The following is a 13,980-nucleotide window of genomic DNA, read 5'->3' on the forward strand; positions in this document are numbered from 1 at the left end:
CCCGCTTCTTGCCGCCTACTTCTTCGGCGCGGCCACGCAGTCCGCGTAGTAGCGCTTCTTACCGGTTTCGTCGATGCGCGCCACCAGGCCGTGGATGTCGGTCTCGAAGCCCGGGCACTGCGAGTTGAACTCGCGCGAGAACCGGAGGTAGTCGACGATCTTCTTGTTGAACACCTCGCCCGGAATCAGGAGCGGAATGCCCGGCGGGTACGGCGTGATCAGGCTCGTGGTGATGCGGCCTTCGAGCTCGTCGATCTCCACGCGTTCGGTCTTGCGGTGCGCAATGTGGGCGAAGGCGTCGCTCGGCTTCATGGCGGGCGTGAGGTCGCTCAGGTACATCTCGGTCGTCAGGCGCGCCACGTCGTAGCGTGCGTAGAGCTGGTGGATGTGCTGGCACAGGTCGCGCAGGCCCAGGCGTTCGTAGCCGGGGTGCTGCTGGCAGAACTCCGGCAGGATGCGCCACATCGGCTGGTTGCGCGCGTAGTCGTCCTTGAACTGCTGCAGCGCCGTGAGCAGCGTGTTCCAGCGGCCCTTGGTGATGCCGATGGTGAACATGATGAAGAAGCTGTAGAGCCCGGTCTTCTCCACGATCACGCCGTGTTCGGCCAGGAACTTGGTCACCACGCTGGCGGGAATGCCGGTCTCGGCAAAGTTGCCTTCCAGGTCGAGGCCCGGCGTCACGATGGTCGACTTGATCGGGTCGAGCATGTTGAAGCCGTCGGCCAGTTCGCCGAAGCCGTGCCAGTTGCGCGGCGACTTCTTGTTCTTGCTCTGCTTGCCGTTCTTCTCGCCCGTCATGATCCAGTCTTCGGCGCGGCCGATGCCTTCGTCGACGAGCTTCTCGGGGCCCCAGACCTTGAACCACCACTCGTCCTTGCCGAATTCGTCTTCCACCTTGCGCATGGCACGGCGGAAGTCGAGCGCCTCCAGGATGCTCTCTTCCACCAGCGCGGTGCCGCCGGGCGGCTCCATCATGGCGGCGGCCACGTCGCAGCTCGCGATGATCGCGTACTGCGGGCTGGTCGACGAGTGCATCAGGTAGGCCTCGTTGAACAGGTCGCGGTCGAGCGCACGGTTCTGCGAGTCCTGCACCAGCACGTGGCTGGCCTGGCTGATGCCCGCGAGCAGCTTGTGGGTCGACTGCGTGGCAAACACCAGCGACTCCTTGGGCCGCACGCGGCGCTTGCCCATCGCGTGATAGGCGCCGTAGAACGGGTGGAAGGCCGCATGCGGCAGCCAGGCCTCGTCGAAATGCAGCGTGTCGACGTAGCCGTCGAGCATGTTCTTGATGGTCTCGGTGTTGTAGATCACGCCGTCGTAGGTCGACTGGGTGAGCGTCATCACGCGCGGCTTGACCTTGTTGGGATCCACGTCGGCCAAGAGCGGGTTGGCCTTGATCTTGGCCTTGATGGCGCTCTGCTCGAACTCGCTCTTCGGAATCGGTCCGATGATGCCGAAGTGGTTGCGCGTGGGCTTCATGAACACCGGGATCGCGCCGGTCATGATGATCGCGTGCAAGATCGACTTGTGGCAGTTGCGGTCGACCACCACCACGTCGTCGGGCGCCACCGTGTGGTGCCAGACCATCTTGTTGCTGGTGCTGGTGCCGTTGGTCACGAAGAAGCAATGGTCGGCGTTGAAGATGCGCGCGGCGTTGCGTTCGCTGGCCGCCACCGGGCCGGTGTGGTCGAGCAGCTGGCCGAGTTCTTCCACCGCGTTGCAGACGTCGGCGCGCAGCATGTTCTCGCCGAAGAACTGGTGGAACATCTGGCCCACGGGGCTCTTCAGGAACGCCACGCCGCCCGAATGGCCCGGGCAGTGCCACGAGTACGAGCCGTCTTCGGCGTAGTCGATCAGCGCCTTGAAGAACGGCGGCTGCACGCCTTCGAGGTAGCTCTTGGCCTCGCGGATGATGTGGCGCGCCACGAACTCCGGCGTGTCCTCGAACATGTGGATGAAGCCGTGCAGCTCGCGCAGGATGTCGTTGGGAATGTGGCGCGAGGTCTTGGTTTCGCCGTAGATGTAGATCGGCACGTCGGCGTTCTTGCGCCGCACCTCGCCGATGAAGTTGCGCAGGCTCAGCACCGCGGGATCGAGGTCGGGGCCGACCGTGAATTCCTCGTCGTCGATCGACAGGATGAAGGCGCTGGCGCGGCTTTGCTGCTGCGCGAACTGGCTCAGGTCCCCGTAGCTCGTGACGCCCAGCACCTCGAAGCCCTCCGTCTCGATGGCCTGCGCAAGCGCGCGAATGCCGAGGCCCGAAGTGTTTTCGGAGCGGAAGTCCTCGTCGATGATGACGATGGGGAAGCGAAATTTCATGGGCAGGGCTCCGGACAGGCAATGAGGCGCGAAGTGTACGGAATTCGGATGAAGGATTGAGTCAGGTTTTGACACAGAATGTCGTGCATTCACCAAAGAGGAGAAGTCATGGCGAATTCCACCATCTGGTGGCTGATAGCGGGGGCCGCCATCGTGCTGGAGTTGCTTTCCGGCACGGTCTACCTGTTGCTGCTGGCGACCGGTTTCGCAGCGGCGGCCATTGCGGCGCATCTGGGCGCCGGCACCGTCGCGCAACTGGTGGTGGCGGCCGTCGTGGGCGTGGGCGCGGTCCTGGTCTGGTATGCCGTTCAGCGCCGCCGCCCGGCCGCACCGCCTACGACATCGAACCGCGATGTCAATCTGGACATCGGCGAGATCATCCACGTCGAGGCCTGGAACCCCGACGGCACCGCCACCGTTCGCTACCGCGGCGCCCAGTGGACCGTGATCCCGCGCTCGGGCCAGGCCCCCACCACCGGCGAGCACCGCGTGGTCGAGGTGGTCGGCAGCCGCCTCGTGGTCGACAAGACCTGATCAGAACAGAACAGAACCCTAGAGGAGAAAACCATGGAATTTTCGGTCCCCATCATCATCCTGGTCATCGCGATCATCTTCATCAGCCAGTCGGTCAAGTTCGTGCCGCAGCAGAACGCCTGGGTGCGCGAGCGCCTGGGCAAGTACCACGGCACCATGACGCCCGGCCCCAACTTCCTGATCCCGTTCATCGACCGGGTCGCCTACAAGCACAGCCTGAAGGAAATCCCGCTCGACGTGCCGAGCCAGATCTGCATCACGCGCGACAACACCCAGCTGCAGGTCGACGGCATCCTGTACTTCCAGGTGACCGACCCGATGCGCGCGAGCTACGGCTCGTCGAACTACATCGTGGCCGTGACGCAGCTGGCGCAAACGTCGCTGCGCAGCGTGATCGGCAAGCTCGAACTCGACAAGACCTTCGAGGAGCGCGACGTCATCAACGCGCAGGTGGTCGCGGCCATCGACGAGGCGGCGCTCAACTGGGGCGTGAAGGTGCTGCGCTACGAGATCAAGGACCTGACGCCGCCCAAGGAAATCCTGCTGGCCATGCAGGCGCAGATCACCGCCGAGCGCGGCAAGCGTGCCCTCATCGCCGCCTCCGAAGGCCGCCGCCAGGAACAGATCAACATCGCCACCGGCGAGCGCGAGGCCTTCATCGCCCGCTCCGAAGGCGAGAAGCAGGCCCAGATCAACAATGCCCAGGGCGAGGCCGCCGCCATCACGGCCGTGGCCACCGCCACGGCCGACGCCATCGAACGCGTGGCAGCCGCCATCCGCCAGCCCGGCGGCGAACAGGCCGTGCAGCTCAAGGTGGCCGAGCGCGCGGTCGACGCCTACGGCAAGGTCGCGGCCGATTCCAAGACCACGCTGATCGTGCCCAGCAACATGACCGAAACCGCCGCCCTCATCGCCTCCGCGATGCGCATGGTCCAGGCCGGCAAGCCGCAGAATCCGGCCTGAGCGACTGCTACAATCGAGGGCTCAGGAGCGGTGGATGAGCGGTTTAAGTCGCACGCCTGGAAAGCGTGTGAGGGTTAATAGCCCTCCGCGGGTTCGAATCCCGCCTGCTCCGCCAGAGAAGTCATGGGTTTCATGCGGGTTTCCAGCCCGTCAGCATGTTGACCCGCATCAAACCCATCAATGCAGAAACGCTTGATGGGTTTTTTGTTGGAAAAGCGCGTTGCCTTGGCGCAACTGGGAGATTGGCCCAGCCCGCTTCGTCTGGCGCTACCATCCAAAGGTCTTACTTTCAAGCCTGCAAAAGGAGGAGCCTCGATGGCTGCACAGCCCCCCACCGTGCCGCGTGGCAAGACGTCGCTCGACAAGACGCTCAAGAAGAGCGAAGAAGTGGCCGCCGATGTGCAGCGGGCCTCGGACAATCTCGCCGTCGTGAACACGGTGCTCGAACAGGAGCTGCCGGACGAAGTGCAGGTTGGCGAGGTGGCGCAGGCCATCGAGCAGACGAGCCAGCTCGAGCAGAAGCTCGCCAAGTCGGCCGAGAAGCTGGCCGAGGTCAACGCGGCACTGAGCGAGGAAATCGAGAAGCGCCGCGAAGTGACGGCCGAGCGCGATGAAAGCCAGGCGCTGGCCGAAGAGCTCAAGGCAAGGATCCGCTCCGACAACAAGCACTGAGCGCAGCGCCGCGCCAGAACGCGCTGTCCGTATCCCTTCTCCTACGCTGCGGCCGCGTCCGGCACGCTACGCTATTGGTTCTCAGAACGAAACCACGGCATGGCCCTCATCACGTTCCTCGTCGAGGACAACAAGACCATCAGGGACAACCTGGTCCCGGCCCTCGAAGATCTGGTCAACGGCCAGGTCGTCGGCTTTGCCGAAACCGAAACGGATGCGCTCGCCTGGCTCGCCGTTCATCCCCATGACTGGCAACTGCTCATCGTCGACCTGTTCCTGAAGGAAGGCTCCGGCCTGGGCGTGCTCTCGGGCTGCAAGGCACGCGGTCCGGGCCAGCGCGTCGTGGTGCTGAGCAACTACGTCACCGCCGACATCCGCGCACGCTGCGAAGCGCTGGGTGCCGATGCGGTGTTCGACAAGTCGCGCGATCTCGACGCCTTCATCGAATACTGCAACACCGACCGGCCCTCGGGCTTCGCAAGCCTGGCCTGAAAATCGCGGCCGGCAGGCACAAAAAAAGGGCCCGAAGGCCCTTTTCTCTTTTGCGCGCCTGGATCAGCGAACCACGGCGATCTGCGTACGCACGCCACCCTTGTAGGTGAAGAGCGTCAGCGCGCCGTTCTTGATGTCGCCCTTTTCGTCGAAGGCGATCGGGCCGGTCACGCCCTTGTATTGCACCTTGCCGACTTCGGGCAGGTACTTTTCAGGGTCGGCGGAACCGGCCTTGACCATGGCTTCGGCCAGCACGTTGACCGCGTCGTAGACGTACGGCGCGTAGATCTGCACGTCCACGCCGTTCTTGGTCTTGAACCTGGCCTTGAAGTCTTCCAGCGGCTGCTTGAAGTCGCCGTCGACACCGCCGGCCTCGGCGCAGACCACCATCTCTTCGCCGATGGCGTCGCCAGCCAGCTTGGGCAGTTCGCCGGTGCACAGGCCGTCGCCGCCCATGAACTTGACGTTCAGGCCGAGCTGCTTGACCTGCTTGAGCATCGGGCCGCCGACGGCGTCCATGCCGCCGAAGAACAGCACGTCAGGCTTGGCGGACTTGAGCTTGGTCAGGATGGCGTTGAAGTCGGTCGACTTGTCGGTGGTGAATTCGTGGCCCACGATGGTCCCGCCGGCAGCCTTGGCCGCCTTCTCGAACTCTTCGGCAACGCCCTGGCCGTAGGCCGTGCGGTCGTCGATCACGGCAATGTTCTTGCCCTTGAGCGTTTCGACGGCGTACTTGCCGAGCGTGCCGCCGAGCTGGGTGTCGTCGGCCACCACGCGGAACGTGGTCTTGAAGCCCTGGCGCGTGTACTTGGGGTTGGTTGCCGACGGCGAGACCTGCGGAATGCCGGCGTCGCTGTAGAGCTTGGAAGCAGGAATGGTCGTGCCCGAGTTCAGGTGGCCGACGATGCCGTTGACCTTGCTGTCGACCAGCTTCTGGGCCACTGCGGTGCCTTGCTTCGGATCGCCGGCGTCGTCTTCTGCCAGCAGTTCGAACTTGGCAACCTTGTCGCCGATCTTCAGGCCCTTGGCATTGAGGTCTTCGATGGCCATCTTGGCGCCGAGCTCGTTGTCCTTGCCCAGGTGGGCAATGGCACCGCTGGTGGGGCCGACGTGGCCGATCTTGACGATCAATGCATCTGCCGGAGGCGCTGCAGGTGCGGGGGCCGCTGCCGTGGGCGCCGGAGCGGCGGGCGCAGCAGCTTCTTCTTTCTTGCCGCAAGCCACAAGCGTGAGAGCAGCCAGTGCGACCGCAGTCCATTTCAATTGCATGAGAACCTCCAGAACATTGATGAATAAACCAAAAACCGGTCGTGTGATCCGGGCGCGAAGACCTCGCAAGTTTCGCGCCGCAGACCAGCGGCACCCTCCCGCCCCATCGACCTGGCGCGCAGTTTAGCTGAAGCTTTATGCGCTGGAAGCTGGCGTAGACCCTGTGTTTTCAGAGAGCTCGGCGGCCATGGCTTCGATCACCAAGGCACGCAGCACGGCCTCGATTTCCTCGCGCAGCCGGGGCACCATCGCATCGAGCTGCTGCTGCACGGCGGCCGAGACCGTGTCGCTCAGGCGCTCTTCCAAAGACAGGTCGACGCGCTGCAGCACGCGGTGCAGAAGTTGCTCTTCGAGGCGGACGATTTCGGCCTCGGAGCGCTGCTCGGCCGGAGGCAATGCCACGGCTTCGGCGGGGTCGACCGCCGGTGGTGGCGGCGCGCTGGCGGGCGTTGCCGCCTCGGCGGCGCCCAGCGGCTCGGCAGGCAGGTCGAGCACCGTGGTCAGCGTGGGAACGAACCGGGGCGGCGTGCGCAGCGTGCTGGCCATCAGGAGGCGCTCCTTGCAAAGTCGTGCGGCTGGATCGAATAGCCCCGGTCGGCATAGTGGCGCCAGCGCGAGCGGCCGATCTGCCGATCGTCGGCCTCGTTGCTCACGATGTCGACCAGGCGCTCGAAGCGCTCGAAGCCGACGGGCACCGTGGGCCCGAGATTGACCAGCATCTCGCGGTGCGCGAGCCCCGCGGCGTCCGCGCCCTCGGCGCAAAGAATGACCGGCGAGCGCGCCACCAGGTGGGGCTGCGCATCGCCGCGGCAATGCGCGATGAAGTCGCAGGGCGAGAGCTGCCAGAGCGCCGCATCGACCGCCTCCAGCATCTGCGGCTCGCCCACCACGACCACCCGCAAGCCGCGCACGCTCACGGCCTTGCGCACCAGCCGGCAGGCGTAGTTCGCCTTGTCCGGCAGATTGAAGTGAAAGCCGATTTCCGTCACTGCGCGGACCGGGCCTTGCGCGCGGCCGCGCCGGGCTCCCTGCGCGCCGCCTTCTTGGGCGATACCGCCTGGGCCGCGCCGCTGCGCGCGCGTTCCATCAGATAGGAGACCAGCAGGCCCACCGGCCGGCCGGTCGAGCCCTTGGCCGCCCCGCTCTTCCAGGCCGTGCCTGCGATGTCCAGGTGGGCCCAGGTGAAATCGCCGGCAAAGCGCTGCAGGAACTTGGCCGCGGTGATGGCGCCGCCGGCTCGGCCGGCCACGTTGGCGACGTCGGCAAAGTTGCTCTTCAGGCCTTCGGCGTATTCGTCGTCCAGCGGCAGCCGCCAGCAGCGGTCCTGCGACTGCTCGCCGGCCGCCTGGAGCGCCTCGGCCAGCGAATCGTCGCTGGTGAACAGGCCGCTGCGCACGCCGCCCAGCGCCACCACGCAGGCGCCGGTGAGCGTGGCGATGTCGATCACGGCCGCGGGCTCGAAGCGCTTGGCATAGGTGAGCGCGTCGCACAGGATGAGGCGGCCTTCGGCATCGGTGTTGAGCACTTCGATGGTCTGGCCGCTCATGCTGGTCACCACGTCGCCGGGCTTGATCGCGCGGCCGTCGTTCATGTTCTCGCACGAGGGCACGAGGCCCACCACGTTGATGGCCGGCTGGATCTCGCCAAGCGCGCGGAAGGTGCCCAGCACGCTGGCCGCGCCGCACATGTCGAACTTCATTTCGTCCATTTCGGCCGCCGGCTTGAGCGAGACGCCCCCGGTGTCGAAGGTGATGCCCTTGCCGACCAGCACCACGGGCGCCTGGTCCTTGGGCCCGCCCTGGTAGCGCAGCACGATGAAACGCAGCGGTTCGGCCGAGCCCTGCGCCACGGCCGCGAACGAGCCCATGCCGAGTTTTTGCACTTCCTTGGGACCCAGCACCTCGCATTTGACGCGGGGCAGCTTGCCGAGCTCCTTGGCGGCCTCGGCCAGCAGCGTGGGCGTGCAGTAGTTGCCGGGGCGGTTGCCCCACTCCTTGGCGAGCTCGATGCCGGCGACGGTGGCACGGGCTTCGCCGAAGGCCGTGCCCACCGCTGCCGCGTCGGCCACGCCGAGCGTCAGGTGGCGGATGGTGCGCCCGTTCTCGCCGTTCGAGGCCTTGGCCTTGGTGGTGGTGTAGACGTAGCTGGCGTCGGCGGCGGCGGCCACCGCGCTGCCCACGGCAGCGCCGTCGGCCTCTTGCGCGAAGGCCATGACCACCCGCTTGGGCCCGTAGGCCTTGGCCGCATTGACCGCCGCAATGACGCCGCTGCGCACCGAGGCGGGCTTGCCGTCGCCGATGGCGGCCAGCACCACGCGCGAGGCCACCACCTCGTCGGGGTGGTAGAGCGCGAGCAGCTTGCCGGCCTTGTCGGGCAGGTCGCCGGCCTTGCGGGCGCTGGCGATCAGCGCGGACAGGGGGTCCTTGGCCGTGATGGGCGCGCTGCCGACGAGCACGATCAGCAGGTCGGATTTTTCGGCCGCGGCGCGGGCGACGGTGAGGGTCTTGAGCTGAAAGTCCATAATCCTTTTTTTCCTCGAACGATGTTATTCCATTCTTCCCTACGCAAGGAGCTGTCGCGCAGCTTCGGAGCGACCCTCGTGGTCCTGGTCACCATCGTGATGACCATGATGCTCATCCGCACGCTCGGGCTCGCCTCCAAGGGCAGCGTGAACCCGTCCGAAGTGTTCCTCGTGATGGCGTACACGGTGCTCGGCTACATGCCGACCATCCTGAGCCTGAGCCTGTTCATCGCCATTGTCGGCACCTTGTCGCGCATGTACCGCGACAGCGAGATGGTGATCTGGTTTTCCAGCGGACGGGGCCTGGCCGATTTCGTCGAGCCGCTGTTCCGCTTCGCCTGGCCGGTGCTGGTGCTGATCGCGGTGATGGCGCTGCTGGGCTGGCCGTGGGCCAACTCGCAGACCATCGGCATGCGGGCGCAATATGAAGGGCGCAGCGACATCGAGCGGGTCACGCCGGGCGAATTCCGCGAATCGTCCGGGCGCATGCGGGTCTTCTTCATCGACAAGGACACGCCGGATGGCGCCACGGCCACCAACGTGTTCATCTGGGCGGTCGAGCGCGGCCTGCAGATCACCACCTCGGCGCGCAGCGGACGCATCGAGAACGTCGGCAACAACCGCTTCCTGATGCTGAGCAACGGGCAGCGGCTGGAGCGGCCGCTGCTGCCCACCGCGGGGCTCAAGATCAGCGAATTCGAGACCTATGGCACCCGGGCCGGCGGCACCTCCGACTTCTCCGCCGACAACACGCCGGCGCGCGCCAAGCCCACGCTCCAGCTGCTGCGCGAGCCCGGCGACGCCAGCCACGGCGAACTGGCCTGGCGCATCGGCATGCTGCTGGCGGCCATCAATTTCGTGCTGCTGGCGCTGACGGTGTCGAGCGTCAACCCGCGCGTGGGGCGAAGCGGCAACCTGCTGTTCGCGCTGTTCGCCTTCGTCGTCTACTACAACATGCTCAACCTGGGCCAGAGCTGGATCAGCTCCGGGCGCTTCAGCATGGGCTCGTTCATGCTGCTGCTGCACGGCGGCGTCCTGCTGATCGGCGTGGCATGGCTGCTCCTGCGCAACAACAACTGGGGCCGCAGGCGCAGGACCGAGCACGTCATGGCCGGCGGCCTGCCGCCTTCGCCGCCCTCGAAAATCGACCCGACCTCGTGAAAACAATCCGACGCCTGATCTATGTCGAGGCACTGAAGGCCGTGGCTTTCGTGACCCTCGGCTTCCTGAGCTTGTTCTTCTTCTTCGACTTCGTCGACGAGCTGCAGTCGATCGGCCGGCCCGAAAGCCTTGCCTACGGCCCTGCGCAGGCACTGATCTACGTGACCCTGCTGATTCCGAGCCACCTTTACGAACTGCTCCCGATCACGGTGCTGATCGGCTGCATCTTCGTGATGGCGCGCCTTGCGCAAAGCTCGGAATACACCATTCTTCGCACCAGCGGCCTGGGGCCGTGGCGCGCGCTGCGCACGCTGCTGCTGCTGGGCGTGGGCTTCGTCTTCCTGACCTTTGCCATCGGCGACTACATCGCGCCGGCGTCCGAGCGCACCGGCCAGCTGCTCAAGTCGCGCTACCAGGGCTCCTACTCGCTGGTCGGCAACACGGGCGCATGGCTCAAGGAAAAGCGCGAGAACGTGTCCTATGCCGTCAACGTGCTGTCCATCGCGCGCGACGGTTCGCTCAAGAATGCGCGCATCTTCGAGTTCGACGCCAACGGCTATGTGCGCAAGCAGCTCGTCGCGTCCTCGGCACGCATCTTCGACGACCACTGGCAGCTGTCGGACGTCGAACTGCAGGACTACGAAACGCGCATCTCGGCAGAAAAGGCCCGTATCGTGACCACCAAGGTGCCGCAGCTCGACTGGCCGACCACGCTGACCAGCGAAATGGTGTCGGTGGCGCTGCTGCGGCCCGACCGAATGGGCACGCTGGACTTGTTCGACTACATCCGGCACCTGGAGGCCAACGGCCAGACCGCGCAGCGCTACGAGATCCAGTTCTGGCGCAAGGTCTTCTACCCGCTCTCATGCCTGGTGATGGTGGTGCTCGCCCTGCCCTTCGCCTACCTGCACTTCCGCCAGGCCGGCATCACCACCTATGTGTTCGGCGGCGTGATGATCGGCATCAGCTTCTTCCTGCTGAACAACGTCTTCGGCTATCTCGGCAACCTGAGCAACTGGTCGCCATGGCTCACGGCGGCGGCGCCCGGGCTCATCTATTCGGTGATGTCGCTGGCTGCCTTCAGCTGGCTGGTGCTTCGAAGGTAGCGAAGATGGCCACGGGGAATGCAAGGGGCATCGTGCTGCTGGCCCATGGTTCGCGCGACGAGCGCTGGCGCGAGCCCATCGAGGCGGTGGCCGCACGCGTGACGGCGCTCGACCCGCAGGCCCGCGTGGCCTGCGCCTACATGGAGCTTGCGGCGCCCGACCTGCGCACCGCGGCCGCGGCCCTGATTGCCAGCGGCGCCAGGAGACTTCGGGTGGTTCCGCTCTTCCTCGGCATGGGCAAGCATGCCCGCGAAGACCTGCCGCTTCAGGTGGATGCGCTGCGCCAGGCCTGGCCGCAGGTCGACTTCCAGCTGGCCGGCATCGTTGGCGAAGAGCCCGAGCTGGTCGATCTGCTGGCCAGAATTGCAAGCAAATCTTGAACTTGCAGCAATTTCCATAGACTCCGAAGGCATAATGAATTCCGCAATAAGACGGAATTTGATATGAATCTGCACCAGTTCAAGTTTGTTCAGGAAGCCGTGCGGCGCAACCTGAACCTGACGGAGGCGGCGAAGGCGCTGCACACCTCGCAGCCGGGCGTGTCCAAGGCGATCATCGAGCTCGAGGAAGAGCTCGGCGTCGAGATCTTCGCGCGCCATGGCAAGCGCCTGAAGCGGGTCACCGAGCCGGGCCAGCACGTGATCGCGAGCATCGAATTGATCATGCGCGAAGTCGGCAACCTCAAGCGCATCGGCGAGCAGTTCAGCGCGCAGGACAGCGGCACGCTCTCGATCGCCACCACCCACACCCAGGCGCGCTACGTGCTGCCGGTGCCGGTGGCCAAGCTGCGCGAGGCTTATCCCAAGGTCAACGTGAGCCTGCACCAGGGCTCGCCCGACCAGGTGGCACGCATGGTGATCGACGAGATCGCCGAAGTGGGCATCGCCACCGAGTCGCTCTCGGACTACACCGAGCTCGTGACCCTGCCCTGCTACGAATGGCAGCACGTGCTGGTGCTGCCCAAGGACCATCCGCTGACGGCCAAGGAGCGCATCTCGCTGGAAGACCTGGCGCACGAGCCCATCATCACCTACCACCCGTCGTTCACCGGCCGCACGCGCATCGACCATGCCTTTGCGCAGAAGAAGCTCACGCCGCGCATCGCGCTCGAAGCGATCGACTCCGACGTGATCAAGACCTACGTGCGCCTGGGCCTTGGCGTGGGCATCGTGGCCGAGATGGCGGTGCGCGACGAATCGAACGCCGATCTCGTGGTGCGCCCCATGGGCCATGTGTTCGGCCAGAACATCGCGCGCGTGGCTTTCAAGCGCAGCGCCTACCTGCGCAACTTCGTCTTCAAGTTTGCCGAACTGCTGTCCGACCGTCTCGACCGCAATCTGATTGCCAAGGCCCTGAGCGGCCACCAGCAAGACTACGAACTTTGATCCAGACCCCGATTCCGAATCCGATTCCGAGCACCACCATGAGCGCCCTTTCCTCCTCCCCCCGCACCCCGGAGATCGCCACCAAGCTGCCCGCCGTGGGCACCACCATCTTCACCGTGATGTCCGCGCTCGCGGCAGAGAAGAACGCGGTGAACCTCGGCCAGGGCTTCCCCGATTTCAATTGCGACCCGAAGCTGCTCGAAGACGTCACGGCCGCCATGGCCGCGGGCCACAACCAGTACCCGCCGATGCCCGGCATCCCGGCATTGCGCGAGGCCATCGCGCGCAAGATCTCTGCGCTCTATGGCCACGACTACAGCGCCGCCGAGGAGATCACCGTCACCGCCGGCGCCACGCAGGCGATCATCACCGCCATTCTTGCGGTGGTGCGCGCGGGCGACGAGGTGATCGTCCTGGAGCCCTGCTACGACAGCTATGTGCCCAACATCGAGCTGGCCGGCGGCCGCGTGGTGCGCGTGCCGCTGGTGCCCGGCACCTTCCGCCCCGACTTCGACAAGATCGCCGCGGCGCTCACCCCGCGCACGCGGGCGATCATCGTCAACACGCCGCACAACCCGAGCGCCACGGTCTGGACCGCCGCCGAGATGCGCAAGCTCGAGGAGCTGCTGGCACCGACCGACGTCCTCGTGATTGCCGACGAGGTCTACGAGCACATGGTCTACGACGGTGCGCAGCATGAAAGCGTGGCGCGCTTCCCGGGCCTGGCGGCGCGCAGCTTCATCGTGAGCAGCTTCGGCAAGACCTACCACGTCACCGGCTGGAAGGTCGGCTTCGTGGCCGCGCCCGCGCCGCTGATGGCCGAGTTCCGCAAGGTGCACCAGTTCAACGTGTTCACCGTCAACACGCCGATGCAGCATGCGCTCGCGCAGTACATGGCCGAGCCGGGGCCCTACCTCGAGCTGCCCGCCTTCTACCAGCGCAAGCGCGACCTGTTCGCAGCCGGCCTGGCGCAGAAGACCCGCTTCAGGCTGCTGCGCAGCGAGGGCAGCTATTTCCAGTGCGTCGACATCTCGGCGGTCAGCGACCTGTCCGAAGCCGAGTTCTGCCTGTGGCTCACGCGCGAGATCGGCGTGGCGGCGATTCCGCTGTCGGCCTTCTACGGCAACGGCTTCGACCAGCGCGTGGTCCGCTTCTGCTTCGCCAAGAAGGACGAGACGCTGCTCGCGGCGCTGGATCGGCTCGCACGGCTTTGACCCGGCTCGCGCGGCTTGAATGCCGACGGCCCCGGTAGGAAAGCCCTGACCGCCGAAGAAGCGGCTATCCGGCGCGGGCCCGGTCTCCTGGCACCGAGCATGAATGCTCGTAACAACAAGGTCCAGGAGAAACGCATGTCCCTCTCGTTCATTCTGCTGATCATCCTGATATTGCTTCTGATCGGTGCGCTGCCGAGCTGGGGCTACAGCCGGAGCTGGGGCTACTGGCCCAGCGGCGGGCTGGGCCTGGTCGTGCTGATCGTCATCATCCTGGTGCTCATGGGCCGCATATGACGCTGCCCGGCCCCTCGTGCACCTGAAAGGAGCCCGCGAGAAGCGGGCTT

General features: G+C 65.7%; 15 protein-coding genes and 1 tRNA gene. 11 read left to right on the plus strand and 5 right to left on the minus strand.

The annotated features are described in order from the left end of the window. Positions 1–15 precede the first annotated feature (15 nt). Positions 16–2,319: an Orn/Lys/Arg family decarboxylase gene (locus AC1DSC_RS24975; protein WP_369662944.1), complete on the minus strand. Its 2,304-nt coding sequence runs from the start codon at positions 2,317–2,319 to the stop codon at positions 16–18. A gap of 108 nt (positions 2,320–2,427) precedes the next feature. On the opposite strand from AC1DSC_RS24975, the gene AC1DSC_RS24980 reads away from it, so the two are divergent. The 5 genes from AC1DSC_RS24980 (at position 2,428) to AC1DSC_RS25000 (ending at position 4,980) form a co-directional block, all read left to right on the plus strand. After that, the gene (locus tag AC1DSC_RS24980; RefSeq protein WP_369662943.1) at positions 2,428–2,853 is read left to right on the plus strand and encodes an NfeD family protein; all 426 of its coding nucleotides are present in this window, start codon (positions 2,428–2,430) and stop codon (positions 2,851–2,853) included. Positions 2,854–2,886: 33 nt separating this feature from the next. Then, positions 2,887–3,816 carry an SPFH domain-containing protein gene (locus tag AC1DSC_RS24985; protein WP_012747840.1) on the plus strand — a complete coding sequence of 310 codons (930 nt, stop codon included), beginning with the start codon at positions 2,887–2,889 and terminating at the stop codon, positions 3,814–3,816. 24 nt (positions 3,817–3,840) lie between these two features. After that, a tRNA-Ser gene (locus AC1DSC_RS24990) sits at positions 3,841–3,931 on the plus strand. Between the two features lie 200 nt (positions 3,932–4,131). Continuing rightward, on the plus strand, positions 4,132–4,488 hold the full coding sequence (locus AC1DSC_RS24995; RefSeq protein ID WP_062367002.1) for a hypothetical protein: 357 nt from the start codon (positions 4,132–4,134) through the stop codon (positions 4,486–4,488). Between the two features lie 99 nt (positions 4,489–4,587). Then, complete coding sequence (locus AC1DSC_RS25000) at positions 4,588–4,980, plus strand: response regulator (RefSeq protein ID WP_012747838.1); 393 nt, start codon at positions 4,588–4,590, stop codon at positions 4,978–4,980. Positions 4,981–5,043: 63 nt separating this feature from the next. Here AC1DSC_RS25000 and AC1DSC_RS25005 read toward each other — a convergent pair whose 3' ends face one another. From AC1DSC_RS25005 to AC1DSC_RS25020, 4 genes are all read right to left on the minus strand, one after another. Then, positions 5,044–6,249, minus strand: coding sequence for a branched-chain amino acid ABC transporter substrate-binding protein (locus tag AC1DSC_RS25005; RefSeq protein WP_012747837.1), 1,206 nt, complete (start codon positions 6,247–6,249; stop codon positions 5,044–5,046). 135 nt (positions 6,250–6,384) lie between these two features. Next, on the minus strand, positions 6,385–6,795 hold the full coding sequence (locus tag AC1DSC_RS25010; RefSeq protein WP_369662927.1) for a hypothetical protein: 411 nt from the start codon (positions 6,793–6,795) through the stop codon (positions 6,385–6,387). Beyond that, entirely contained in the window at positions 6,795–7,238 is a 444-nt protein-coding gene (locus tag AC1DSC_RS25015; RefSeq protein WP_062367009.1) for a DNA polymerase III subunit chi, read from the minus strand. Before AC1DSC_RS25015 ends, AC1DSC_RS25010 begins: the two co-directional genes overlap by 1 nt. After that, the gene (locus AC1DSC_RS25020; RefSeq protein ID WP_369662926.1) at positions 7,235–8,770 is read right to left on the minus strand and encodes a leucyl aminopeptidase; all 1,536 of its coding nucleotides are present in this window, start codon (positions 8,768–8,770) and stop codon (positions 7,235–7,237) included. The genes AC1DSC_RS25015 and AC1DSC_RS25020 overlap by 4 nt, the downstream gene beginning before the upstream one ends. Positions 8,771–8,791: 21 nt before the next feature. On the opposite strand from AC1DSC_RS25020, the gene lptF reads away from it, so the two are divergent. The 6 genes from lptF (at position 8,792) to AC1DSC_RS25050 (ending at position 13,930) form a co-directional block, all read left to right on the plus strand. Beyond that, positions 8,792–9,931: an LPS export ABC transporter permease LptF gene (gene lptF, locus AC1DSC_RS25025; protein ID WP_012747833.1), complete on the plus strand. Its 1,140-nt coding sequence runs from the start codon at positions 8,792–8,794 to the stop codon at positions 9,929–9,931. Then, the gene (gene lptG, locus AC1DSC_RS25030; RefSeq protein WP_012747832.1) at positions 9,928–11,037 is read left to right on the plus strand and encodes an LPS export ABC transporter permease LptG; all 1,110 of its coding nucleotides are present in this window, start codon (positions 9,928–9,930) and stop codon (positions 11,035–11,037) included. Before lptF ends, lptG begins: the two co-directional genes overlap by 4 nt. 5 nt (positions 11,038–11,042) lie before the next feature. Continuing rightward, on the plus strand, positions 11,043–11,417 hold the full coding sequence (locus AC1DSC_RS25035; RefSeq protein WP_062367017.1) for a sirohydrochlorin chelatase: 375 nt from the start codon (positions 11,043–11,045) through the stop codon (positions 11,415–11,417). A 63-nt stretch (positions 11,418–11,480) separates the two neighbouring features. After that, positions 11,481–12,422, plus strand: coding sequence for a CysB family HTH-type transcriptional regulator (locus tag AC1DSC_RS25040; RefSeq protein ID WP_369662925.1), 942 nt, complete (start codon positions 11,481–11,483; stop codon positions 12,420–12,422). A 38-nt stretch (positions 12,423–12,460) separates the two neighbouring features. Next, positions 12,461–13,636, plus strand: a complete 1,176-nt coding sequence (locus AC1DSC_RS25045) for a pyridoxal phosphate-dependent aminotransferase (RefSeq protein WP_307595463.1) — start codon at positions 12,461–12,463, stop codon at positions 13,634–13,636. Between the two features lie 135 nt (positions 13,637–13,771). Further along, complete coding sequence (locus AC1DSC_RS25050; RefSeq protein ID WP_012747828.1) at positions 13,772–13,930, plus strand: DUF3309 family protein; 159 nt, start codon at positions 13,772–13,774, stop codon at positions 13,928–13,930. Positions 13,931–13,980: the final 50 nt, after the last annotated feature.

The sequence above is a fragment of the Variovorax sp. 01N425 genome (assembly GCF_056399465.1).